Annotated in this window: 20 protein-coding genes and 1 tRNA gene; 11 read left to right on the top strand and 10 right to left on the bottom strand. The window is 73.9% G+C overall.

Annotated features, from left to right (window positions below):
- Positions 1-3 precede the first annotated feature (3 nt).
- From DMP15_RS02475 to DMP15_RS02455, 5 genes are all read right to left on the bottom strand, one after another.
- Entirely contained in the window at positions 4-1,473 is a 1,470-nt protein-coding gene (locus DMP15_RS02475; protein WP_073573737.1) for a peptidoglycan D,D-transpeptidase FtsI family protein, read from the bottom strand.
- A complete protein-coding gene (locus tag DMP15_RS02470; protein WP_161152735.1) occupies positions 1,470-2,957 on the bottom strand; it encodes an FtsW/RodA/SpoVE family cell cycle protein in 1,488 nt (495 codons plus the stop codon). The genes DMP15_RS02475 and DMP15_RS02470 overlap by 4 nt, the downstream gene beginning before the upstream one ends.
- Entirely contained in the window at positions 2,957-4,297 is a 1,341-nt protein-coding gene (locus DMP15_RS02465) for a protein phosphatase 2C domain-containing protein (protein ID WP_161152736.1), read from the bottom strand. The genes DMP15_RS02470 and DMP15_RS02465 overlap by 1 nt, the downstream gene beginning before the upstream one ends.
- Before the next feature lie 134 nt (positions 4,298-4,431).
- On the bottom strand, positions 4,432-4,905 hold the full coding sequence (locus tag DMP15_RS02460) for an FHA domain-containing protein FhaB/FipA (protein ID WP_073573739.1): 474 nt from the start codon (positions 4,903-4,905) through the stop codon (positions 4,432-4,434).
- Between the two features lie 112 nt (positions 4,906-5,017).
- Positions 5,018-6,349 carry a DUF3662 and FHA domain-containing protein gene (locus DMP15_RS02455; RefSeq protein WP_161152737.1) on the bottom strand — a complete coding sequence of 444 codons (1,332 nt, stop codon included), beginning with the start codon at positions 6,347-6,349 and terminating at the stop codon, positions 5,018-5,020.
- A 263-nt stretch (positions 6,350-6,612) separates the two neighbouring features.
- On the opposite strand from DMP15_RS02455, the gene DMP15_RS02450 reads away from it, so the two are divergent.
- A tRNA-Leu gene (locus DMP15_RS02450) sits at positions 6,613-6,698 on the top strand.
- 139 nt (positions 6,699-6,837) lie between these two features.
- On the opposite strand, the gene DMP15_RS02445 is transcribed toward DMP15_RS02450, so the two are convergent.
- Positions 6,838-7,464: a uridine kinase gene (locus DMP15_RS02445; protein WP_073573741.1), complete on the bottom strand. Its 627-nt coding sequence runs from the start codon at positions 7,462-7,464 to the stop codon at positions 6,838-6,840.
- Between the two features lie 51 nt (positions 7,465-7,515).
- Between DMP15_RS02445 and DMP15_RS02440 the strand changes: the two genes are divergently transcribed.
- The 5 genes from DMP15_RS02440 to DMP15_RS02420 are packed head-to-tail and all read left to right on the top strand — an operon-like array spanning position 7,516 to position 11,443.
- The gene (locus tag DMP15_RS02440; protein ID WP_073573742.1) at positions 7,516-8,298 is read left to right on the top strand and encodes an IclR family transcriptional regulator; all 783 of its coding nucleotides are present in this window, start codon (positions 7,516-7,518) and stop codon (positions 8,296-8,298) included.
- Between the two features lie 18 nt (positions 8,299-8,316).
- Positions 8,317-9,096, top strand: coding sequence for an enoyl-CoA hydratase/isomerase family protein (locus tag DMP15_RS02435; protein WP_073573743.1), 780 nt, complete (start codon positions 8,317-8,319; stop codon positions 9,094-9,096).
- Between the two features lie 60 nt (positions 9,097-9,156).
- Positions 9,157-10,299, top strand: coding sequence for a 5-methyltetrahydropteroyltriglutamate--homocysteine S-methyltransferase (locus DMP15_RS02430; RefSeq protein ID WP_337825402.1), 1,143 nt, complete (start codon positions 9,157-9,159; stop codon positions 10,297-10,299).
- Between the two features lie 17 nt (positions 10,300-10,316).
- Positions 10,317-10,658, top strand: coding sequence for a TfoX/Sxy family protein (locus DMP15_RS02425; protein ID WP_161152569.1), 342 nt, complete (start codon positions 10,317-10,319; stop codon positions 10,656-10,658).
- Positions 10,659-10,690: 32 nt separating this feature from the next.
- A complete protein-coding gene (locus DMP15_RS02420) occupies positions 10,691-11,443 on the top strand; it encodes a class I SAM-dependent methyltransferase (protein ID WP_337825401.1) in 753 nt (250 codons plus the stop codon).
- A gap of 84 nt (positions 11,444-11,527) precedes the next feature.
- Here DMP15_RS02420 and DMP15_RS02415 read toward each other — a convergent pair whose 3' ends face one another.
- From DMP15_RS02415 to DMP15_RS02405, 3 genes are all read right to left on the bottom strand, one after another.
- Complete coding sequence (locus DMP15_RS02415; RefSeq protein WP_337825400.1) at positions 11,528-12,271, bottom strand: iron-sulfur cluster assembly protein; 744 nt, start codon at positions 12,269-12,271, stop codon at positions 11,528-11,530.
- Positions 12,268-13,335, bottom strand: a complete 1,068-nt coding sequence (locus tag DMP15_RS02410; RefSeq protein WP_073573747.1) for an amidohydrolase family protein — start codon at positions 13,333-13,335, stop codon at positions 12,268-12,270. The genes DMP15_RS02415 and DMP15_RS02410 overlap by 4 nt, the downstream gene beginning before the upstream one ends.
- Before the next feature lie 83 nt (positions 13,336-13,418).
- The gene (locus DMP15_RS02405) at positions 13,419-14,447 is read right to left on the bottom strand and encodes an NAD(P)-dependent alcohol dehydrogenase (RefSeq protein WP_073573748.1); all 1,029 of its coding nucleotides are present in this window, start codon (positions 14,445-14,447) and stop codon (positions 13,419-13,421) included.
- Positions 14,448-14,635: 188 nt separating this feature from the next.
- Between DMP15_RS02405 and DMP15_RS02400 the strand changes: the two genes are divergently transcribed.
- From DMP15_RS02400 to DMP15_RS02390, 3 genes are read left to right on the top strand one after another with little or no spacing between them, the layout of a single operon-like run.
- Positions 14,636-15,091, top strand: a complete 456-nt coding sequence (locus DMP15_RS02400; protein WP_337825399.1) for a DUF4442 domain-containing protein — start codon at positions 14,636-14,638, stop codon at positions 15,089-15,091.
- A gap of 27 nt (positions 15,092-15,118) precedes the next feature.
- On the top strand, positions 15,119-15,778 hold the full coding sequence (locus DMP15_RS02395; protein WP_161152049.1) for an SDR family oxidoreductase: 660 nt from the start codon (positions 15,119-15,121) through the stop codon (positions 15,776-15,778).
- A 53-nt stretch (positions 15,779-15,831) separates the two neighbouring features.
- Positions 15,832-17,235, top strand: coding sequence for a dihydrolipoyl dehydrogenase family protein (locus DMP15_RS02390; protein ID WP_161152048.1), 1,404 nt, complete (start codon positions 15,832-15,834; stop codon positions 17,233-17,235).
- Between the two features lie 108 nt (positions 17,236-17,343).
- On the opposite strand, the gene DMP15_RS02385 is transcribed toward DMP15_RS02390, so the two are convergent.
- Positions 17,344-18,231, bottom strand: coding sequence for a DUF6474 family protein (locus DMP15_RS02385; RefSeq protein WP_161152047.1), 888 nt, complete (start codon positions 18,229-18,231; stop codon positions 17,344-17,346).
- A gap of 156 nt (positions 18,232-18,387) precedes the next feature.
- On the opposite strand from DMP15_RS02385, the gene DMP15_RS02380 reads away from it, so the two are divergent.
- Together DMP15_RS02380 and DMP15_RS02375 are read left to right on the top strand one after the other, a co-directional pair.
- The gene (locus DMP15_RS02380) at positions 18,388-20,115 is read left to right on the top strand and encodes a TM0106 family RecB-like putative nuclease (protein WP_337825398.1); all 1,728 of its coding nucleotides are present in this window, start codon (positions 18,388-18,390) and stop codon (positions 20,113-20,115) included.
- A 39-nt stretch (positions 20,116-20,154) separates the two neighbouring features.
- Complete coding sequence (locus DMP15_RS02375) at positions 20,155-21,963, top strand: gamma-glutamyltransferase family protein (RefSeq protein ID WP_073573753.1); 1,809 nt, start codon at positions 20,155-20,157, stop codon at positions 21,961-21,963.
- Positions 21,964-22,004: the final 41 nt, after the last annotated feature.

The following is a 22,004-nucleotide window of genomic DNA, read 5'->3' as shown; positions in this document are numbered from 1 at the left end:
GGCTCACTGGGCGTCCCGCAGCGCCTCGGCGATCACGGCCCGCCCGATCGGGGCCGCGACCGAGCCACCGGTCGCCTCCAGCGCCCGGTCGCCGCCGTTCTCGACGAGCACCGCCACCGCGACCTTGGGGTCGTCGGCCGGTGCGAACGCCACGTACCAGGCGTGCGGCGGGGTGTTCTTCGGGTCGGTGCCGTGCTCGGCGGTACCGGTCTTCGACGCGATCTGGACGCCGGTGATCTTGCCGCCGCCCGAGGTCCGCTCCTCCGAGCCGACCATCAGGTCGGTCATCGTGCGGGCCACGTCGGCCGGCATCGACCGCGACATCCGGTCCGGGTCGGTGGTGTCGACGACGTCCAGGGTCTGGCTCTGGATCTCCTTGACCAGGTGCGGGGCCATCGTCTGGCCGCCGTTGGCGATCGAGGCGCCGATCATCGCCAGCTGCATCGGGGTCAGCCGGACGTCGCGCTGGCCGATCGCGGACTGCTGGGTCGAGGGGGTGTCGGACATCGGGCCGACCTGCGACGCCGTGACCGGCATCGGGATCTGCAGGTCGGTGCGGCCGATGCCGAACGCCTCGGCCTGGGCCCGGAGCTTGTCCGGCCCGAGCTCGCCGCCGAGCTGGGCGAACGCGGTGTTGCAGGAGCGAGCCAGCGCCTCGCGCAGCGACGCCGTCGCCCCGCCGCCGCAGGCCGAGCCGTTGTAGTTCTCCAGGGTGGTCGTGGAGTCGGCCAGCTGGATGTTGCGGGCGGCCGTGAGCTGGCTGTCCGGGGTGTAGCCGTTCTGCAGGGCGGCCGCGGTGGTGACGAGCTTGAACGTCGAGCCGGGCGGCTCGATCTCGTTGATCGCCCGGTTGGTCATCGGGTCCGGGTCGGCGGCGCCGTAGCGCTTCCACGCCTCCTGCTGCTGCGCCGGGTCCGGCGAGGCCAGCGGGTTCGGGTCGAACGACGGCGTCGAGGCCATCGCCAGGATCTCCCCGGTCTGCGGCACCAGCGCGACGACGGCGCCGGTGTACCCGCGGGAGGCCAGCCCGTCGTAGGCGGCGCGCTGCACCTCGGGGTCGATGGTGGTCACCACGTTGCCGCCCGCCGGGTCCCGGCCGGTGATGAGGTCCGACAGCCTGCGCACGAACAGCCGGTCGTCGGTGCCGTTGAGCACCTCGTCGGTGGACCGCTCGAGTGCGGTCTTGCCGTACACGGTCGACAGGAAGCCGGTGACCGGCGCGAACATCTCGCCCTGCGGGTACTGGCGGGCGAACCGCAGCCGACCGTCGCTCTCGACGCTCTGCGCGAGGACCTGCCCGCCGGCGACGATCTGGCCGCGCTGACGCGAGTACTCGTCGATCTGCGAGCGCTGGTTGCGGGAGTCGTCCCGGTACTGGCCGGCCATGACCACCTGCACGTAGGTGATGTTGCCGAGCAGGACCACGATCATCACCATCACGGCGAGTGCCACGCGGCGGACCGGGCGGTTCACGTCTCGCTCCTCTGGGCGGCGGTGTCGGCGTGGTTGTCGTCACGGGTGTCGGAGCGGCCCGTCCCGGGACGCTGGACGAGCTCGGTGCTGGCCTCGGCGATCGGCGCCCGCGGCTTGGCGGGCCGGACGGGGAGCGGTGCCCTGGCCACGTGCGAGATCCGCAGCAGGATCGCCACCAGCACGTAGTTCGCCAGCAGCGACGAGCCGCCGTAGGACAGGAACGGCAGCGTCAGACCGGTCAGCGGGATCAGCTTCGTCACCCCGCCGATGACGACGAAGATCTGCAGCGCCACCGAGAACGACAGCCCGGTCGCGAGCAGCTTGCCGTAGGAGTCGCGCACGGCCAGCGCCGACCGCAGCCCACGGGTGATGAGCACCAGGTACACCAGCAGGATCGCGGCCAGCCCGATCAGCCCGAGCTCCTCGCCGAGCGAGGAGAAGATGAAGTCGGACTCGGCGAAGGGCACGATGTCCGGCCGTCCGGCACCCAGTCCGGTCCCGCCGACGCCGCCGGTGCCGAGCCCGAACAGCGCCTGCGCGAGCTGGTAGCCGCCGCCGCTGAAGTCGGCGAACGGGTCCAGCCAGATCCGCACGCGGGTCTGGACGTGGTCGAACAGGTTGTAGGCGACGACGGCACCGCCGGAGAACGCCAGCAGCCCGATCACCATCCACGACACGCGTTCGGTCGCGGTGTAGAGCAGGACCAGGACCAGGCCGAAGATCAGCAACGAGCTGCCGAGGTCGCGCTGGAGCACGAGCACGCCGACCGACAGCCCCCAGGCGACGAGCAGCGGAGCCAGGTCACGGGCGCGGGGCAGTTCCATACCCAGGAAGCGGCGGCCCGCGGTGGAGAGCAGGTTGCGCTTCTGGACCAGGTAGGCCGCGAAGAAGATGATCAGCAGGATCTTGGAGAACTCGCCGGGCTGGATGCCGGGGCCACCGGGGATGCGGATCCAGAGCTTGGCGCCGTTGACCTCGGAGATCGACGACGGCAGGAACGCCGGGATCGCCAGGAAGACCAGGCCGACGAAGCCCGCGGTGTAGCCGTAGCGGGCCAGTGTGCGGTGATCCCGGAGGAAGAACAGCACCAGCGCGAACAACGCCAGGCCGGCGACGGTCCAGGTGACCTGGGCGCCGATCAGCCCGCTCGGCACCGGGCTCCCGGTGGCCTCCGCGCGGGCGGCCTTGGCCAGGTCGAGCCGGTGGATCATCACCAGGCCGATGCCGTTGAGCAGCGCGACCGACGGCAGGATCAGCGGGTCGGCGTAGGGCGCCAGGAAGCGCACCGCCACGTGCGCACCCGCGAACAGCACGAGATACGCCAGACCCACCCACAACAGGTCGGTCGTCAGCGACTGCTCCTGGTTCGCCTCCACCAGCACCAGCGCACCGGTCGTGAGTACGGCGGCCAGGCCCAGCATCAACAGCTCGATGCCGCGGCCGGTGGGCGTGGTCGGCTCCGCAGCGGAGCTGCCCGTGGCCATCAGCCGTCGAGCCGGCAGTTCCGGCCCGGCTCGGGGGTCGCGGTCGGCAGCGGGGTCGTCGTCACCGGCGGGGCGCCGGGCACCTGGACGACCGCGGGCGGCTGCGGCGGGGTCAGCGTGGAGCAGAGCGGGAGCATGCGCTCCCGCAGCCGGTCGACGGTCTCCCGGGCACCGGTCTCGCCCTCGTCGGAGACGATGCCGTCGGTGACCTGGCTGCGGACCGCCTGCGGCAGGTCGTCGAGGCCGATGTCGGTGGACTCCGCCACCCGTTGCAACGGGACACCGAGCACGTTGCCGCGTACACCCTGGTAGATCGCGACCTGGTTCTGGTCGACGGCCACGTAGTACTGCTGCAGCACCAGCGCCCGGGCGACGAACACTCCCGCCACGAGCACCACGAGCACGCCCAGCAGGGCGAGCACCGGGCGCAGGCCGCGCCGGCGGCGCGGCTCCTCCGCGGCGGCGGGCTCCAGCCGTACCGGCTCGGTGCGGGGCAGCGTGGTGGCCGCCGCGCGCTGCGCCGAGGAGTGCGGGGTCCGCTCGTCGTGGCGGTAGTCGCCGTCGCCGGCGCGCGGGTTGCGGCCCGCGGAGCCCCCGATGATCGGGGCGTCGTCGGCGTAGTCGACGTCCACCACGTCGGCCACGATGCACGTGATGTTGTCCGGCCCGCCGCCGCGAAGCGCCAGCTCGATCAGGCGGTCGGCGCACTCGCGGGGGTCGGCGTAGTCGGTCAGCGTGTCGTGCAGTGTCTCGTCGCTGACCGGGCCGGACAGGCCGTCGGAGCACAGCAGGAAGCGGTCCCCGGCGCGGGCCTCGCGGATCGACAGCGACGGGTCGACGTCCTGCCCGGTGATGGCGCGCAGCAGCAGCGACCGCTGCGGGTGCGTGTGCGCCTCCTCCTCGGTGATCCGGCCCTCGTCGATCAGCGACTGGACGAACGTGTCGTCCTTCGTGATCTGGGTGAGCTCGCCGTCGCGCAGCAGGTAGCAGCGCGAGTCGCCGACGTGGACCATGCCCAGGCGCGAGCCCGCGAACAGGATCGCGGTCAGGGTGGTCCCCATGCCCTCGAGGTCGGGGGCCTCGGCGACGTGGCGGGAGATCGCCTCGTTGCCGTCGTGGGTCGCCTCGCGGAGTTCGGCGAGCAGGTCGTCACCGGGCACGTCGTCGTCGAGCGGGGCCAGTGCGGAGATCACCAGGGACGAGGCGACCTCGCCCGCGGCGTGACCGCCCATGCCGTCGGCGAGGGCGAGCAGGCGGGGGCCCGCGTAGACGGCGTCCTGGTTGTTCTGCCGGACCAGTCCGCGGTCACTGCGGGCCGAGTAACGCAGCACCAGTGTCACGGGGCGGCTCCGGCTTCGGTCGGGGCACGTCGGGCGGATCCCGCGCCGCGGGACCGGTCGGACGGCCGCGGCACCGGGGGAGCGGTCGGTCGCGCCGGGCTCACGGTCGGTACCTCATGGTCGGTCCGTGTCCGTCACGATCGCAGCTCGATCACCGTCTTGCCGATGCGGACCGGTGTCCCCAGCGGGACCCGGGTGGGCCCGGTGACCTTATTACGTTCCAGATAGGTGCCGTTCGTCGACCCGAGATCCTCGACGTACCAGTCGTCACCCTGCTGCGAGATGCGTGCGTGCCGGGTGGAGGCGTAGTCGTCGTCGAGCTTGAGGGTCGAGTCGTCGGCGCGGCCGATCAGGATCGGCCGGGAGTCGAGGGTGATACGGCTGCCGGCCAGCGGACCCTGGGTGACGAGCAGCTGGCGGGCCACCTTGCCGCGGCCGCCGCCGCGGACCCTGGCGGCCCGGCCCCCGCCCGCGCGGCCGGGTGCGGCCGCCCGGAGACCGGACGCGGCGTAGAGGTCGGAGCGGACCACCTGGAGTGCGAGCAGGACGAACAGCCACAGGAGGGCGAGGAAGCCGCCCCGGGTCAGTTGCAGTACCAGTTCCGGCACGTCGTCCTACTCGCCCTTCTCGTGTTCCTGCACGCTCCGCCCGCCCGGTGGATCACCGGGCGGGCGGGGACGCACCGCTGTCGCTGCGCGGACTCCGCTCCGCGGGTGTGGCTCAGCCCTGGGTGCGGAACACCAGGCTGGAGTGACCCACGCGGATCACGTCGCCGTCGGTCAGCTGGCAGGACTGCACCGGGGAGTTGTTCACCGTGGTGCCGTTGGTCGAGCCCAGGTCGTTCAGGGTCGCGACCTGGCCGTCCCAGGTGACCTCCAGGTGCCGGCGGGACACGCCGGTGTCCGGGAGCCGGAACTGGGAGTCCTGACCGCGGCCGATGACGTGGGTGCCCTCGGCCAGCTGGTAGTTGCGGTTCGACCCGTCGTCCAGGATCAGCATCGCGGTCAGCTGCGCCGGAGCGCCCCAGCCGCCCTGGCCGCCGTACCCCTGGCCGTCGTAGCCCTGGTCGTAGCCGCCCTGCTGGTAGCCCGGCTGGGCGTAGCCCTGCTGCTGGCCGTAGCCGCCGTCGTAGCCCTGCTCGTAGCCACCCTGCTGCGGATAGCCGGGCTGGGCGTAGCCCTGGGGCTGGCCGTAGCCACCCTGCTGCGGCTGGCCGTAGCCGTCGTAGCCCTGCTCGTAGCCCTGCTGGGGGTAGCCACCCTGCTGCGGCTGGCCGTAACCCTGCTGGCCGTACTGGTCGTAGCCGCCCTGCGGGGGCTGGCCGTAGCCCTGCTGCTGGCCGTAGCCGCCCTGCTGCTGGCCGTACTGGTCGTAGCCGGGCTGCTGCTGGTCGTACCCGGGCTGCTGGCCATAGCCCTGCTGGGGCTGGCCGTACTGGTCGTAGCCGGGCTGGCCGTAGCCGCCCTGCTGCTGCCCGTACTGGTCGTACCCGCCCTGCTGCTGGCCGTAGCCGCCCTGCTGCTCCTGGTCGTACCCCTGAGGCGCGTAGGTCTGCTGGCCGTACCCGCCGGGTGCGCCCCGGTCGTATCCGTACTGCCCGTTCTCCTCGGGGTGGCCCGGTTGCTGGCTCATGGGTGCTTCTCCTGCGGTGCGTGCTCGGTTGGCGGCCCGACGGGAAGCGTCGGGGTCGACAGCGGAGCGGGTGCGGAATTGTCCCGTGTGCAGCGCCTCGGAGCGCTCCAGAAAGACTACGACCTCACCGTAGGTGTCCCAGCCCTGGTCGGTGAGTTCCTTCGCCACGTGCGACGAGAGGGATCGGACGACCCCGTCCTCGTCGCCCGCCATGCGGTCGAGATCGCTGGGGCTGAGCAGAACGGTGTACCGGTTGGGCGCCAGCTGGCGACCTCCGGCGAGCTGCTCGACGTTGTCCTCGGCTTCCCTCAGCAGTGCCTGTGCGACTTCCTGTGGGACGACACTGCCCCCGAAGACCCGCGCGAAGGCATCGCCCACGAACCCCTGAAGTCGGCGCTCGAAGCGGTCCACGCGGCCCAAAAGATCTCCTCCATCCGCATCGGCGTGTCGGTGATGTGCGACCGATCGTATCTGTGTTATCCGCCGGGCACGGCGGGGCCCGGCACGAGCGGGCGACCGGCCCCGCAGTGCCACCGACGTGCTCCCCTCCGATCTACCCGGCCCGGAGCCGCGGCGCATCCCGGTGCCCCACCCGCCACGACCCCCTCCAGCTGGTGATCGACGGGCAGGGGACCCCCCTGCGAACGGCTGCCGAGCAGGGTGCTAACTTTCTCGTGTCGCTCGGGCGAGTGGCGGAATGGCAGACGCGCACGGTTCAGGTCCGTGTGTCCGAAAGGACGTGAGGGTTCAACTCCCTCCTCGCCCACCATCTCCTCTCATCGGGGATTCTCCCCCTCCGGCGGTCACCACCGCCATCGCGAGATCGGTTCCGGGTGTAGCCCGATCCGGTCTCGCTTGTCGTTTCTACGGGTTCCGGCCACGCTCCGTGCCCGGACCCCGTGCGCCGATCAGGCGTCCCGCAGCGCCGGGCGGTCGGGATGGTCGGCCATCACGAGCACATCGGCGAACGAACCGGGGTCGCCCTCGCTCTCGTAGCGGCCGTACGCGGCGGCCGTCCAGGCATCGTCGGGGGGCAGCAGACGGCGCAGCGCGGCCCCGCCGACGCGCAGGTGCACGGTCAGCTCGGCGGCCAGGCCCCGGCCCAGCAGCCGCCCGCCGGCGAGCAGCACCACCCCGTCCGGCCCGAGCGGCACCGGCTCGTCGCGGTAGGCACGGTCGCGCGCCGTGTCGCGCAGCCGGGGCAGCACCAGGCCGCTGCCGCCGGGACCCATCGGGGCGAGGACCTCGCGGCGCAGCGCGGGCTCGTCGAGCCAGCCGTCGAGGAACATGTCCGGGTCGGTGCGGCCGAGCTCCAGGCGGACCGACGCCGGTCGCAGGAAGTCGTCGGCGTCCACCGCCAGGGCCGGTCGGCCGCCGGCGCGCAGCCGCTCCGCGACCGCCCGGGCCAGCTCCAGCGGGGCCGCGGGCGGGGCGCCGTCGACGAGCACGCGCACCCGCCCCGACGGCTCCCCGGCGCGTTCCGCCAGGTGTGCCGCGAGCCCCGCCCGGTCGACGGGCCGGAACGCCCCTGCCATGTCGTCCTCCCGGTCCTGGCGTGCCCTCGGTCCCGCAGCGACACTAGGCGGATGGTCGGCGACGGCGCGGGAGCGGTGCTGCGCCGAGCGCTGCGGGTCCTCGAGGCGGTCGCCGAGGCGGGTGACGGGGTCAGCGCGAAGGCTCTCGCCCGCCGGCTGGAGTTGCCGTTACCGACGGCCTACCGGTTGCTGGGGACGCTCGTCGAGGAGGGCTACCTGGTCCGGCTGCACGCCGAGCGCGGGTACGGGCTGGGCTACCGCGTCGTCGGGCTGTACCGGGGGATGACCGACCCGATCGTGCCGCCCGCCCCGGCCCGGGAGGTGCTCGCCGAGCTGCACACCACGGCCCGCGCGGCGGTGGTGCTGGCCGTGCTGCGGTCCGACGACGTCGTCGTCGCCCACACCGAGACCTGTGCGGCGCACCCGGGGCCGGGCGCGGTGACCGGGGAGCCGCTGCCCGCGCACGCGACCGCGCCGGGCAAGGCACTGCTCGCCGGGCTCGACCCCGGACGGCTGGCCGACGTCCTCGGCGTCGGGCACGGGCCGCTGGCGCCGCTGACCCCGCACACCCTCACCGACCGGCGGCTGCTCGACCGCGACCTGCTGCGGGTCCGCTCGGCGGGGGTCGCGGTGGAGGTGGAGGAGCACGCCCGCGGCCGGGCCGGGCTCGCGGTCGCGGTGCCGCACCCGGGCGGCGGGTCCGCGCTGTCGGTCGTCGTCAGCCGGGCGGACTTCACCGGGCGCCGCTGGGAGCTCGAACGTGCGGTGCGCGAGGCCGCGGTGCCGCTGGCCCGGCACCTGGCCGCGGCGCCGGGGGTCGCCGCGTCCGGCTGAGCCCGCCAGGATGATCCGATGGCCGACGGGGTGCGCTACGAACGCGACGGACACGTCGTCACGATCACCTACGACCGCCCGGAGAAGCGCAATGCGATCGACGGGGACATGCGGCGCGCGATCAACGCCGCCTGGGACCGCTTCCGCACCGACGAGGAGGCGTGGGTCGCGATCGTGACCGGCGAGGGGCCTGCGTTCTGTGCCGGGGCGGACACGCGCTCGACCACCGGCAACCCGGCGGGCGACTTCCCGGGCAGCTTCTTCGAGCGGCCGACGGTGAACTCGCTGGAGAGCGGCTGGGAGATCTTCAAGCCGATCGTCGCCGCGGTGAACGGACCCGCCGTCGGCTACGGCGTCACGCTGCTGACCTGGTGCGACTTCGTGATCGCCTCGGATCGCGCCACCTTCTCCTTCCCGGAGGCCCGGCTGGGCGTCCCGACGATCGTCGGTGCGCTGCGGCTGCCCCGGATGATCGACCGGCAGTACGCGATGGAACTGCTGCTCACCGGCGAGACGATCGACGCGCGGCGCGCGCACGAGATCGGCCTCGCCGGGTGGGTCGTGCCACACGAGGAGCTGGGCGACGCCGCCCGGGACCTCGCCCGGCGGCTCACCGCGGGGGCGCCGCTCGCCCAGCGCGCGATCAAGGAGATGGCGGTGCGCGGACCGGAGATGGGTACCACCGAGGCGATCCGCTTCGGTGAGACGCTGCGGAAGGTCGTCGCGACCACCGAGGACGCGGCGGAGGGTGCCGCTGCGGCCCGGGAGAAGCGGTCCCCGCGCTGGCATGCGCGATAGACCTTCCATTCTCCGGAAGTGACGTCGGCGGACATGCGGACACGGCGATACGTTCGCCCGATGCCGGAGAAGACAGTGGAGTCGCTCGTCCGCACCGTCCCGCCGTTCCGGGCCGACCACGTCGGCTCGCTGCTGCGGCCGCCCGCCCTGCTCGCCGCCCGGGAGCGGCACACCGCGGGCGAGCTCGACGACGCGGGCCTGCGCGCGGCCGAGGACGCCGCGATCACCGACGTCGTCGCGCTGCAGGAGTCGGTCGGCATGCGCTCGGCCACCGACGGCGAGTTCCGCCGCACCTCCTGGCACATGGACTTCATCTACGCCCTCGGCGGCGTCACGAAGACCTCCGGCCGGGTCGAGGTCGCGATGCGCAACGCGGCGGGCCAGAACAACTTCACCTCCGCCGGGATGGCCGTCGACAGCCGGGTGCACCTCGACGAACCCGTCTTCGCCTCGGCGTTCGAGTACCTGGCCGCGCAGGTCACCACGGCGACCCCGAAGCTCACGATCCCCTCGCCGAGCATGGTCTACGCCCGCGGCGGCCGGTCGGTCATCTCCAGCGAGGTCTACCCCGACGTCGAGGAGTTCTGGTCCGACCTGTCGACCGCCTACGCCGACCAGCTCCGCGCGATGTACGACCGCGGCTGCCGCTACCTGCAGCTCGACGACACCGCGCTGGCCTACCTGAACGACCCGACGCACCGCGCGCAGCTGGCCGAGAAGGGTGACGACCCGGAGACCCAGCACCTGCGCTACATCCGCCAGATCAACGCCGCGATCGCCGACCGGCCGTCGGACATGTACGTCACCACCCACATGTGCCGGGGCAACTACCGGTCGTCGTGGGCCGCGGAGGGCGGCTACGACCACGTCGCCGAGGCGCTGTTCGGCACGCTGGGCGTCGACGGCTTCTTCTGCGAGTTCGACGACGAGCGCTCCGGTGGGTTCGCCCCGCTGCGGTTCGTCCCGAAGGGTAAGCAGGTGGTGCTCGGGCTGGTCACGACCAAGTCCGGGGCGCTGGAGGACCCGGACGCGCTCAAGCGCCGGATCGACGAGGCGGCGCGGTACGTGCCGCTGGACCAGCTGTGCCTGTCGCCGCAGTGCGGGTTCTCCTCCACCGTCGAGGGCAACGAGCTCACCGTCGACGACCAGAAGCGCAAGCTGGAGCTGATCGTCTCGGTCGCCGAGGACGTCTGGGGCCGCTGAGGGCCATACTCGCCCGGGTGGCCTACGACGAGGGTCTCGCCGCCCGTCTGCGCAGCCTGCTCGCGGACCGGCCGGTGACCGAGAAGACGATGTTCGGCGGGCTCGCCTTCCTGGTCGACGGGCACATGGCCGTCGCCGCGAGCGGACGTGGCGGGCTGCTCGTGCGGGTGGCCGCGGACCGCTCCGCGGAGCTGCTGGAGCGCCCGCGGACCGAGCGGATGGTGATGGGCGGCCGCGAGATGACCGGCTGGCTGTGGGTGGCCGGCGAGCCCGACGTCGACGACCTCGACGGCCCGGAGCTCGCCGGCTGGGTCGCCGAGGCGGTCGCCGTCGTGGAGACACTCCCACCGAAGCGGTGACCGCGACGCCGGGCCGGACTAGCGTCGGAGCCGTGAGCACCGCTGCCGCATCCCCGCTGTTCGACCGTGTCCTGGCGGGTGCCGGCCCGGGCTCGCGGCTGCTGGACGTCGGCTGCGGGGCGGGGCGGCTGCTCGCCGACGCGGCCGCCGCCGGGCTGGCCGCCACCGGCGTCGACACCGAACCCCGCGCGCTCGCCGCGGCGGAGCGGGCCGCGCCCGGGGCGGACCTGCGGGTCGCCGACGCCCACGAGCTGCCCTTCGCCGATGACGCGTTCGACCTGGTCACGCTGGTGCAGGTACTGGAGCACCTCCCGAACCCGGTGCTCGCGCTGCGCGGGGCGGGCCGGGTGTGCGCGCCGAGCGGCGCGGTGCGGGCCACGGTCTGGGGCACCCCCGACGAGTGCGACGCCGCCGTCATCGGCGCGGCGCTCGCCCCGCTCACCGGGGCCGCGCCCGCGCCTCCGCAGAACAACCCCGGGCCCGACCGCAGCGGCGTCGGTGCGCCCCCGCTGACCGACCCGCGGCGGCTGACCCGGCTCGCGGAGCTGGCCGGGCTCGTGGTGCGGGAGGTCGCCGTCGTCCGGGTGCCGGTGGTGCACCCCGACCCGGACGACCTCGTCGCCGGGGTGCTCGCGTCCGGGCCGGGGCGGCACGCGGCACGCCACGCCGGCCCCGCCGCCGTCCGCGCCGCCCTGCTCGCCGCCCTGGCCCCCTTCGTGCACGGGGACGGCTACCGCCTCACCGACACCGTCCGGGTCCTGGACGCCGCACCGCCCGGGCGCTGATCCGCTCCCCGCCGGCGACCACAGTGGACGCGGACGGGCCGCGCCCCGGGTGGAGGGCGCGGCCCGTGTCGTGGTGGTGCGGTGTCAGTGCCCGGCGGCCGCGGCGGGTGCCGTGTCGCCGTAGCGGATCTTCAACAGGCCCTTGCAGTACTCCCCGTTGGTCTCGATCCCGACCCGCTGCAACCGCGCGCGACGCAGGTGCAGCGGGACCTGCTCGACGGTCACCGCGGTGCCGTCGGAGTGGACCAGCAGCGGTGCGTCGTCGCCGGCGGGCAGGCCGATCGCCCTGCGGCGGGTCCGCATCCGGGTCAGCTCCTCGGTGTCGGCCTCGGTCCCGACCAGCTCGCCGAGCGTCAGCCCGGCCAGCTCGTCGGGTCCCCGGCCGGCGTCGACGAGCGGGCGGGCCACCCGGTCCTGGCCGGCCAGCGCGGCCTTGGCCAGGAACGTGTGCCGCAGCTCGTCGAGCTCGGCCGCGGCCTGCCCGTTGATCGAGCCCTCGAAGGACTTGACGAACCCGGCGTGCGCCGCGACCCCACCGTTGATCTCGTCGGAGGCGTGGTGGTCGGCCAGCGTCACCTCCGCCCTCGTCACTCCCGGTACCGCGGTCACCGCGTCGTAGGCGTCGGCGACCATCAGGAACGAGAAGTTCGGAGCGCAGAAGAACGTCGGCAGCCGGAGCCCGACGACGACCTCACCGGCGGGCGAGACCGACCACGACTCGACGAAGTCGAGCTCGGTGATCGGCTCGTCCAGCTCCGGGTCGAGCACCGTCCCCAGCGCTGACCACACGGCCTGCCGGAGCGGGCTCTCAGCAGGCCGCGGGGTCACGCCTGCGCCCCCGCCTTGTTGTCGACGAGCTCCTCACCCGGGGCCATGGCCTCGTCGGCCGTGGTGTCGGGCAGCCGGCAGTCGGCCGGGACCTCGAGGTCGTAGAGCTTCGCCGCGTTGAGGCCGAGGATCTTCTTCTTCGACGCGGTGGTGAGACGCGGGTAGTCGGCGAACTGGTCGTCGTCGGGCATCTGCCAGTCGACCAGGCCCTCGACCTGCCACTTCGGCGTCCAGATGTTGTAGTCGCTGCCGAAGGTCATCTTGTCCTCGCCGACCCAGAACAGCAGCTCGCCCATCACCTTGGCGAAGAACTTCGGGCGGGCGTGCATCAGGCCGCCGACGACGACCGACAGGCCGGCGTAGACGTTGGGCTCCTGCACCGCCATGAAGCAGAAGTCCTCGATGCGCGGCAGGCCGACGTGCTCGACGATGAAGTTCAGGCCCTGGAAGTCGGTGGCCGCGTGGTCGACGTCGGCGACGTCGAACGCGTCCTTGTCCAGCGGCCAGATCGTCGGGCCCTTGTGGACGTGGACGTTCTTGATGCCCAGCTCCTGGGCCCGCTCCAGGAAGCGGTAGCACTCCGGGTCGGTGAGCTTGAAGCCGCGGGAGCTGCCGTTCCACTCCGCGGTGTAGAGCTTCACGCCCTTGTGCTTGTACTTCGCGCAGTCCGCCTCGAACTGCTTCATGCCCTCGTCGCCGTCACGCGGGTCGAAGCGCCCGTTGACGATGATCCGGTCGCCCCACTTCTCCAGCAGCGCCGCGTTCTGGTCGGCGGTGTTGAAGCCGTTCTTGTACCACTCCTTGAGGTAGGTCGACTGGAAGATCGAGTAGTCGACGTGGCCCTCGATGAAGACGTCGCGCTCGAAGTCGTCCTGCGAGACCTTGAGGTAGTGCTCCCAGTCCCAGTGGGTCTCGGGCGGGCCGAGCTGGTGGTAGCCGTAGAAGCAGTCGATCCAGCCCTTGGCGTACTGCTCGCGACCCTCGACCCAGTTCTCCCGGGAGGCGTCCCAGAAGTGGCTGTGGGAGTCGACGATGAAGTACTTCTCGCCGTCCTTCTCGTACATGTGGTTCCTCCTGCGTCAGCAGCTCTGCTGATCGGTGGTGGGTCAGGGAAAGAACGTTCGTCCTGTACGTACGTATGACTGGGTCACGGAACGAGGATCGCCCGGCCGCGGACCTTGCCCGCGTCCAGGTCGTGCAGGGCCTCCAGTGCCTGGTCAAGCTTGTACTGGACGGTGTGCAGCGTGACCTTCCCGGCCTGGGCCAGGACCATGAGCTCGGCGAGGTCGTTGTAGGTGCCGACGATGTTGCCGATGATGTTCTTCTCGCCGGCGACGAAGTCCAGGGTGGGGGCGGAGAGGTTGCCGCCGTAGCCGAGGACGAAGTTGTAGCCGGCCGGGCCGGTCATCGCCCAGGCGTCGTTCTCCGCGCCCTGCTCGGCGACGAAGTCGAAGACCACCGTGGCGCCGCCGCCGGTGAGCTCCTGGACGGCCTCGACCTGGTTCCCGTCGGCGACGACGGTCTCCTCCGCGCCGATCTGCTTCGCCAGCTCGAGCGCGTCCGGGTTCTTGTCGACGACGATGATCTTGGTGGCGGTGAGCGCGGCGAGCGCCTGGATGCCGATGTGACCGAGCCCGCCCGCGCCCTGCACGACCGCGGTGGTGCCCGGATACAGGAACGGCACCGCCTTGCGGACCGCGTGGTAGGCCGTGATGCCCGCATCGGCGAGTGCGGCGACGTCGGCCGGGTTGGTGTCCGGGTTCAGCTTCACGCAGGACCGCGCGGTGGTGCGCAGGTACTCGGCCATGCCGCCGTCGTTGTTCGACAGGCCGGGGAAGAACGCGTCCCCGGTGCACTGCATGTCGCGCCCGTAGCGGCACATGGTGCACAGCCCGCACGACGGCTGCGGGTGCAGGATGACGGTGTCGCCGACCGCGACGTTCGTGACGCCGTCGCCGACCGCGTGCACCCAGCCCGCGTTCTCGTGGCCGATCACGTACGGCAGGTCGGGGTTCTGGATGTCGGCCCAGTCCCCGTCGATGATGTGGAGGTCGGTGCGGCACACGCCGGCACCGCCGATCTTGACGATGACGTCGAGCGGACCCTGGATCGTCGGTTCCGGGATGTCGTCGATCCGGGGGTCCTGCTTGTACGCGTGCACCCGCACGGCCTTCACTGGCGGTACCTCCGAGCCTCGGACGCGCGGCGTTGCGCATCGTGGTGGTGGGACTTGGTGTGCCTGCTGTCACGCCGATCTCAACCCCGTTGTGCACGACGGACAAGGGGGTTCGTTCTCGCACAGCGATAATCGTGAGGAACCGGGCGTCGCTTTCCTATGAGGTTACCGGCGAGTAGGGTCGGGTCATGGCTGATGACGCGAGCTGGGTGGCCGACGCGATGACGCAGGCGGTGCCGTGGGTGGGCACCGCCGGGATCACCTTCGGGTCGATCACGACCGACCGGGTCGAGGCGTTCCTCCCCGACCGGTCCGACCAGCACAACCACGTCGGCGGGCCGCACGCCGCGGTCATGTTCGGACTGGGCGAGACCGCCTCCGGCGCGGTCGGCCTGGCCGCGTTCGCCTCGGCCGGGGACCGGGCCGTGCCGCTGGTCGTCCGGTCCGAGATCCGCTACCTCAAGCTCGCCAAGGGCGACCTCCGCGCCGAGGCGGTGCTGACCCGTCCGGCCGGTGAGGTGCTCGCCGAGCTCGACGCCGGGACGCGCCCGGAGTTCGCCGTCGACGTCACCATCACCGACGCCCAGGGTGCGCAGACCGGGGCCATGACGATCGTCTGGACGCTCAAGCCGAACAGGCGGTGAGCGGCCGTCCGGCCTAGCGTGGCCGGCATGGACGTGGTGATCGCCGGAGGACACGGACAGATCGCGCTGCGACTGTCCACGCTGCTCACGGGGCAGGGACACACGGTGCGCTCGATCGTGCGCAACCCCGACCACACCGACGACGTGGCGGCCACCGGGGCGAGCCCGGTCGTGGCGGACCTGGAGAAGATCTCCGCGACGGACCTCGCGGGGCACCTGACCGGCGCCGACGCCGTCGTCTTCGCGGCGGGCGCCGGGCCGGGCAGCGGGGTGGAGCGCAAGGAGACCGTCGACCGCGACGGCGCCGTGCTGCTCGCCGACGCCGCCGCGACCGCCGGGATCCGCCGCTACGTGCTGATCTCCTCGACCGGGGTGGACGCCGAGCCGGACCCCGAGCGCGGCGAGGTCTGGGCCGCTTACATCCGCGCGAAGAAGGCCGCCGAGGAGGCGGTCCGCGCCGACGGCCGGCTCGACGCGACGATCCTGCGCCCGGGGAGGCTCACGAACGACCCGGGCACCGGCCGGGTCGTGCTGGCCCCGCCGCCGGTGGAGTACGGCGACGTGACCCGCGACGACACCGCCGCGACCGTCGCCGCGCTGCTCACGGCTCCGCAGTCGGCAGGCCTGACCCTCGAGCTGCGCGGTGGCGACACCGAGCTGGGGGACGCGGTCGCCGCCCTGGGGTGACACCCCGGCGCCGGGGTGACATGGAACGGCCCCGGAGCGGGAAGCTCGGTGCCATGAGCGAGCAGAGCCACGACGTCGTCGTGATCGGGGCGGGCCCGGTCGGTGAGAACGCTGCAGGTTACGCGGTGGACGCCGGCCTGTCCGCCGCACTGGTGGAGGCCGAGCTGGTCGGCGGGGAGTGCTCCTACTGGGCGTGCATCCCGTCGAAGGCGTTGCTGCGCACCCCGCAGGCCGTCGCCGACGCCCGGCGGCTGCCCGGCGTGCGGGCCGAGTTCGACCCGGCGAAGGTCCTCGAACGCCGCACGACGTTCACCTCCGACTGGGACGACAGCGGCCAGGTGCGGTGGGCCGAGGGCGCCGGTGCCGCCGTGCTGCGTGGCCGGGGCCGGTTGGCCGGGGAGAAGCGCGTCGTCGTGACCGCGGCCGACGGCACCGAGACCGTGGTGACCGCGCGCCACGCCGTCGTCGTCGCGACCGGCAGCGTGCCGGTCGTGCCGCACGTCGCGGGGCTGGACACGGTCGAGTACTGGGGCTCGCGCGAGGCGACCTCGGCGAGGGAGGTCCCGCGCCGGCTCGGCGTGCTCGGCGGCGGCGTCGTCGGCTGCGAGATGGCGCTGGCCCACGCCCGGCTGGGTGCGCAGGTCACGCTGTTCAACCACGGCGACCGGGTGCTGCCGGGCGCGGAGCCGCAGGCCTCCGAGCGTGTCGCGGCCGGGCTGCGGGAGGCCGGCGTCGACCTGCGGCTGGGCACCGGCCTGGACGAGGTGCGCCGGAACGGGGACGCGACGGTGCTGGTCGGCGGCGGGGACGAGGTCGAGGTGGACCGGCTGCTCGTCGCGACCGGGCGCCGTCCGGCCACCGACGGGCTCGACCTCGGCTCGGCCGGGGTGGGCCTCGGGCGGCGCGGCGAGATCGTCGTCGACGACTCGGGGCTCGCCGCGGGGGACTGGCTCTACGCCGTCGGCGACGTCAACGGGCGGGCCCCGCTCACCCACCAGGGCAAGTACCAGGCCCGGATCGCCGCGCACGCGATCGCCGCACGCGCCGCGGGCCGCCCGCTCGACGACGCCGCCTGGGGCGAGGACGCGGCGACCGCCGACCACCACGCGGTGCCCCAGGTCGTGTTCACCGATCCAGAGGTCGCCTGGGTGGGCCGGACCGCCGCGGCCGCCCGCGCCGAGGGGCTCGACGTGCGGGTGGTCGACATGGACATCGCCGTCGCCGGGTCCTCGCTCACCGCGGACGACTGGTCCGGCCGGGTGGTCGCCGTCGTCGACCCGCAGCGGGAGGTGCTGCTCGGGGTCACGTTCGTCGGGCCCGGGGTCGCCGAGCTGCTGCATGCGGCGACGGTCGCCGTGGTCGGTGAGGTGCCGCTGGCCCGGCTGTGGCACGCCGTGCCCGCGTTCCCCACGATCAGCGAGGTGTGGCTGCGGCTGCTGGAGACCTACCGCGCGTAGCGCAGGCGGAGCGCGCATCGGTACCGCGCGGAGCGCAGGCGGAGCGTGCATCGGTACCGCGCGGGCCGACCGTCTCCGTGGGCCCGGGGCCGGGCCCACGGAGACGGGTCAGGAGCGGACGCCCAGGTGGTCGAGCAGGCGGACCTCGATGCGGTCCAGGTCGGCGGACACCGTGCGGTACGCGGCCTTGCGGCGGGCGGCCGGCATGTTCTCCGCGGCCCGGACGGCGGCGGCGAGGTCGTGCAGCCGCGGCTCGGTCTCGTCGGCGAACCGCTTCGCGGCCTGGTCGCGCTCGACGGTCCCGTCCTCGCGCAGCTCGGTGATGGTGCGCGCGATCCGGGACAGCCGTGCGTGCAGCCGTCCGCCGGGGCCGGAGTAACCGCCCAGCTCGTCCGGGGACACGCCGAGTCGGCGGGACCGGTGGTCGTCGAGGCGGTGGCGCAGCGACCCGGCCGCGGCCATCGCGTACGGCGCCAGCAGCGGCGCGACGATCTTCGCCACACCCAGGTACCGCTGGACCTTCTTGGCGTTCCACTCGCGGGCGGCGCGGTCCCGCTCGGCCTGCTTGGCGGCCAGGTTCTCGCTCTTGAGCCTGCCCTTCTCCGCGGCGCGCGCGGCCTTCGCCTCGGCCTTGCGGGCGCCCGCGTCGGCCTTCGCCGCCGCCTTGGCGACCTTCCGGTCGGCCGAGCGGGCCTTGAGGTCGGCCGAGCTCAGCAGGCTGTTCGCGGTGGCGGTGCCCTCGCCGACGGCGCGACGCGTGCTGCGCGCGGCCCGGCGGCCCGCCTTCTCCGCCCGCCGGGACGCCGCCTCGGCCTTCTTCCGGGCCTTCACCGCGCGCTGGTGCAGCTTCTCGGCGGCCCTGTCGGCGGTCTCGCGGGTGTACTCGAGGGTCTGGACCGTGGCCGACTGCACCCGTTCCGACGCGTCGACCGCCGCCTCCCTGGTCGCCGCCGCGGCGCGCTCGCCCGCGCTCGGCTTCCTGCGCAGCAGTCCCATGTCGTGTCCTCCCGGGTCGGCTCGGCAGATGATCGCCGTGTCGTCGCAGCCTAGGGCCCCGCCCACCGCACGCGCAGGACCGACACCACCCGGGTGGGGGAACGGGGCGTCACGCGGATCCGTTCCTGTCGGGGGTGGTCTCTACCCTCGGGAGCCGTGAGCACCTCGACCGGACCGCGTACCGCACCCCGTGTCCTGCTGGACGCGGCGGCGCTGAGCGGGTGCCGCCGCCGGGTGCACCTGGACCACGACCCGTCGGCGGCGGAACGGCCGCGGGCGCTGCCGGACCCGGCGATCGAACAGCGACGGGCCGACGCGGCGGCGCACCGGGTGCGGATCGGTGAGCTGCTCGCGCGCACCTGGGGTGCGGACTGGGCGAGTACCTGGCCGGACGGCATGGCCGGGCCGACGGGGACCGGCGCCGGTCCGCGGGCGGCCCGGGCGGAGCGCACGGCCGAGCTCGTCGCGGCCGGTGCACCGCTGGTCTGGGGTGCGGTACTGCCTGTCGACGGCGACCGGCGCGGCACCGCGGAGCTGCTCGTGCGCACGCCCGCCGGGGGCTACGTCCCGCTGCTCGTCGTGCGCCGCCGGATCACCGATCCGGGTGAGGGCGCGCGCACCACCGCCGTCACCGACCCGTGGCCGCAGCGCGCCCGGCACGACCCGGACCGCAAGGTCCGCTCCCAGCCGCGCGACCTGCTGGCCCTGGCCCAGCTGACCCGGCTGCTCGAGGCCGCGGGCTGGGCGCCGCCGGAGTCGGCCCCGCGGCTCGGCGGGGTGATCGGGCTCGACGCCGACGTGGTCGTCTGGCACGACCTGCGGGCCGGGCACTGGCCCGGCGGCCGGTCCACGCTGGAGGAGTACGACGCGCGGTTCACCGACCGGGCCGCCGTCGCCCGGGCCGCGGCGACCGGCGGGCCCGCGCTCGCGGCGCCGTCGCGGATCACCGAGTGCCGCCGCTGCCCCTGGTGGCCGACGTGCGAGGCCGAGCTGGAGCAGGTCGACGACGTCAGCCTGGTCGCCCACGGCGAGACGGCGCGGCTGCTGCGGGAGTCGGGCGTCGCGACCGTCGCGGGACTGGCCGCGCTGGACCCGGCGGACCCGCCCGCCGAGCTGACCGGCCCCCTGCCCGGGCCGCCGTTCACCGACCTCGTGGCGCTGGCCCGTGCGCGCCGCCGGGGACTCGCCGTCGCCCGCCGGGTGCCGCGGGTGCCGGTCACTCGCGCCGACGTCGAGGTCGACGTCGACATGGAGAGCTTCGGCGAGTCCGGGGCCTACCTGTGGGGTGCGCTGCTGACGCTGCCCGGCGGTGCGCGTGACGGGGACCCGGAGCCCGGCTACCGGGCGTTCGCGACCTGGGACCCGCTGCCCACCCGCGACGAGGGGCGCTCGTTCGGGGAGTTCTGGACGTGGTTCGCGGGCCTGCGCGCCGCCACGCTCGCGTCCGGGCGCACGTTCGCCGCCTACTGCTACAACGAGCAGGCCGAGAACCGCTGGATGATCGCCTCGGCGCAGCGGTTCGCCGGGATGCCCGGGGTACCGACCGAGGCCGAGGTGCGCGCGTTCGTCGCGGACCCGTGCTGGGTGGACCTCTACGGCGTGGTCTCCACCTGGTTCCTGTGCTCGCAGGGCAAGGGGCTGAAGAAGATCGCTCCCGCCGCCGGGTTCTCCTGGCGGGACCCGGAGGCGGGTGGGGAGAACTCCATGCGCTGGTACCGCGACGCCGTCGCGCTCGACGGCGGCGAGCCCGACCCGGTCCAGCGGGAGCGGCTGCTGGGCTACAACACCGACGACGTGCTGGCCACCCACGCGCTGCGCGAGTGGATGTCCTCGGACCGGGTGCTGGAGGTCCCGCTGGTGAGCGAGCTGCGCGACCTCGCCTGAGGTCCGCGGGTCACACGCGGGCGTGTGAGGATCCGGGTCGTGGCACCTAGAGGACACGACCGGATCGGGCCGCACGGCGCGGTCAGCAGCACCCACCATCTCGGCACCGCCGCCGCGGCCACGGTGCTGGCGCGGGGCGGGAACGCCTTCGACGCCGCCGTCGCCTGCGGGTTCGTGCTGCAGGTGGTCGAGCCGCACCTGTGCGGGCCGGGAGGTGAGCTGCCCGCCGTGTTCGTCACCGCGGCCGACCCCGTCCCGCGGGTGCTGTGCGCCCAGGGCGTGGCACCGGCCGCCGCGACGGCCGACCGGCTGCGCGACCTGGGCCTCACGATCGTCCCCGGCACCGGCCTGCTCCCGGCGACGGTCCCCGGGGCCTGGGAGGGCTGGCTGACCCTGCTCCGCGATCACGGCACCTGGGAGCTCGCCGATGTCCTCGCACCGGCGCTCGGCTACGCCGCGGGCGGGTTCCCGCTGGTCCCGCGGGTGCCCGCGGCCATCGGCACGGTCGCCGACCACTTCCGCACGCACTGGCCGTCGTCGGCGGCGACCTGGCTGCCTGACGGTCGGGTCCCCGCCGCGGGCGAGCTGGTGCGGCTGCCCGTGCTGGCCGCGACCTGGCGCCGGCTGCTCGACGAGGCCGTCGGCCCGAGCCGGGAGGCGCGGATCGACGCCGCCCGCGACGCCTGGTACCGCGGGTTCGTCGCCGAGGAGATCGGCCGGTTCGCCGCGACCCCGGTCCGGGACGAGACCGGGCGCGACCACACCGGCCTGCTCACCGCCGACGACCTGGCCGGCTGGTCGGCGCACTACGAGGACGCGCTCGTCGCCGACGCCGGGACCGGCTGGTCGGTCGCGAAGTGCGGCCCGTGGTCGCAGGGACCGGTCCTGCTGCAGCAGCTGCGGCTGCTGGCGGGCCTGGACCTGGAGCTGCCCGGCGGTGTCGCGACCCTCGACACGGTGCACGCCGCCGCCGAGGCCGCGAAGCTCGCCTTCGCCGACCGGGAGGCCTGGTACGGCGACGGCGCGACCCCCGACCTGCTCGCCGACCTGCTCTCCGACGCCTATACCGACGACCGGCGGGGCCTGATCGGCCCGGCCTCGGACGGCGGGCTGCGACCCGGCGCGCCGGGCGGACGCACGCCGCGGATCGGGGACTACGCGGCGACCCCGGGCGCCGGGCGCGGCTCCGGGACGGAGGGGCCGGGCACCGGCGAGCCGACGGTGTCGCGGGACGGCGTCGCCCGCGGGGACACGGTGCACGTCGACGTCGTCGACGCCGCCGGGAACATGATCTCGGTGACGCCGTCGGGGGGCTGGCTGCAGTCGTCACCGACGATCCCGGCGCTGGGCTTCTGCCTCGGCACCCGCGGCCAGATGTTCTGGCTGGAGGAGGGGCTCGCGAGCACGCTGGCGCCCGGGCGGATGCCGCGCACGACGCTGTCGCCGTCGCTGGCGCTGCGCGACGGCGAGCCCGCGCTCGCCTTCGGGACGCCCGGTGGGGACCAGCAGGACCAGTGGCAGCTCGCCTTCCTGCTCGCACTGATGCACGGCGGGCTGGACCTGCAGGCCGCGATCGACGCGCCGACCTGGCACTCGACGGCGTTCCCCGCGTCCTTCGCGCCGCGCGGCTGGGAGCCGCACGGGCTCGTCGTCGAGTCGCGGCTCGGGGCCGGCACCCTCGCCGGTCTGACCCGTCGCGGGCACGTCGTGGAGGACGCGGGTGCCTGGGCCCTGGGCCGGATGTGCGCGGTCGGGACCGGGGTCGCCGTCCCGGGCGGCGGCGGGCGGGGGACGCTGCACGCCGCGGTCGACCCGCGGTCGGGGGTGGGCGCGGCGATCGCGCTGTAGACGCCGAACGCCCCGGCCCTCCCGTGACGGGGGAGCCGGGG

Source organism: Pseudonocardia sp. UM4_GMWB1, from assembly GCF_017312155.1.
GTDB classification, from domain to species: Bacteria; Actinomycetota; Actinomycetes; order Mycobacteriales; family Pseudonocardiaceae; genus Pseudonocardia; species Pseudonocardia alni.
Note: the sequence above shows the minus strand (reverse complement) of the source record. Positions and strands in the feature narration are given on the sequence as shown.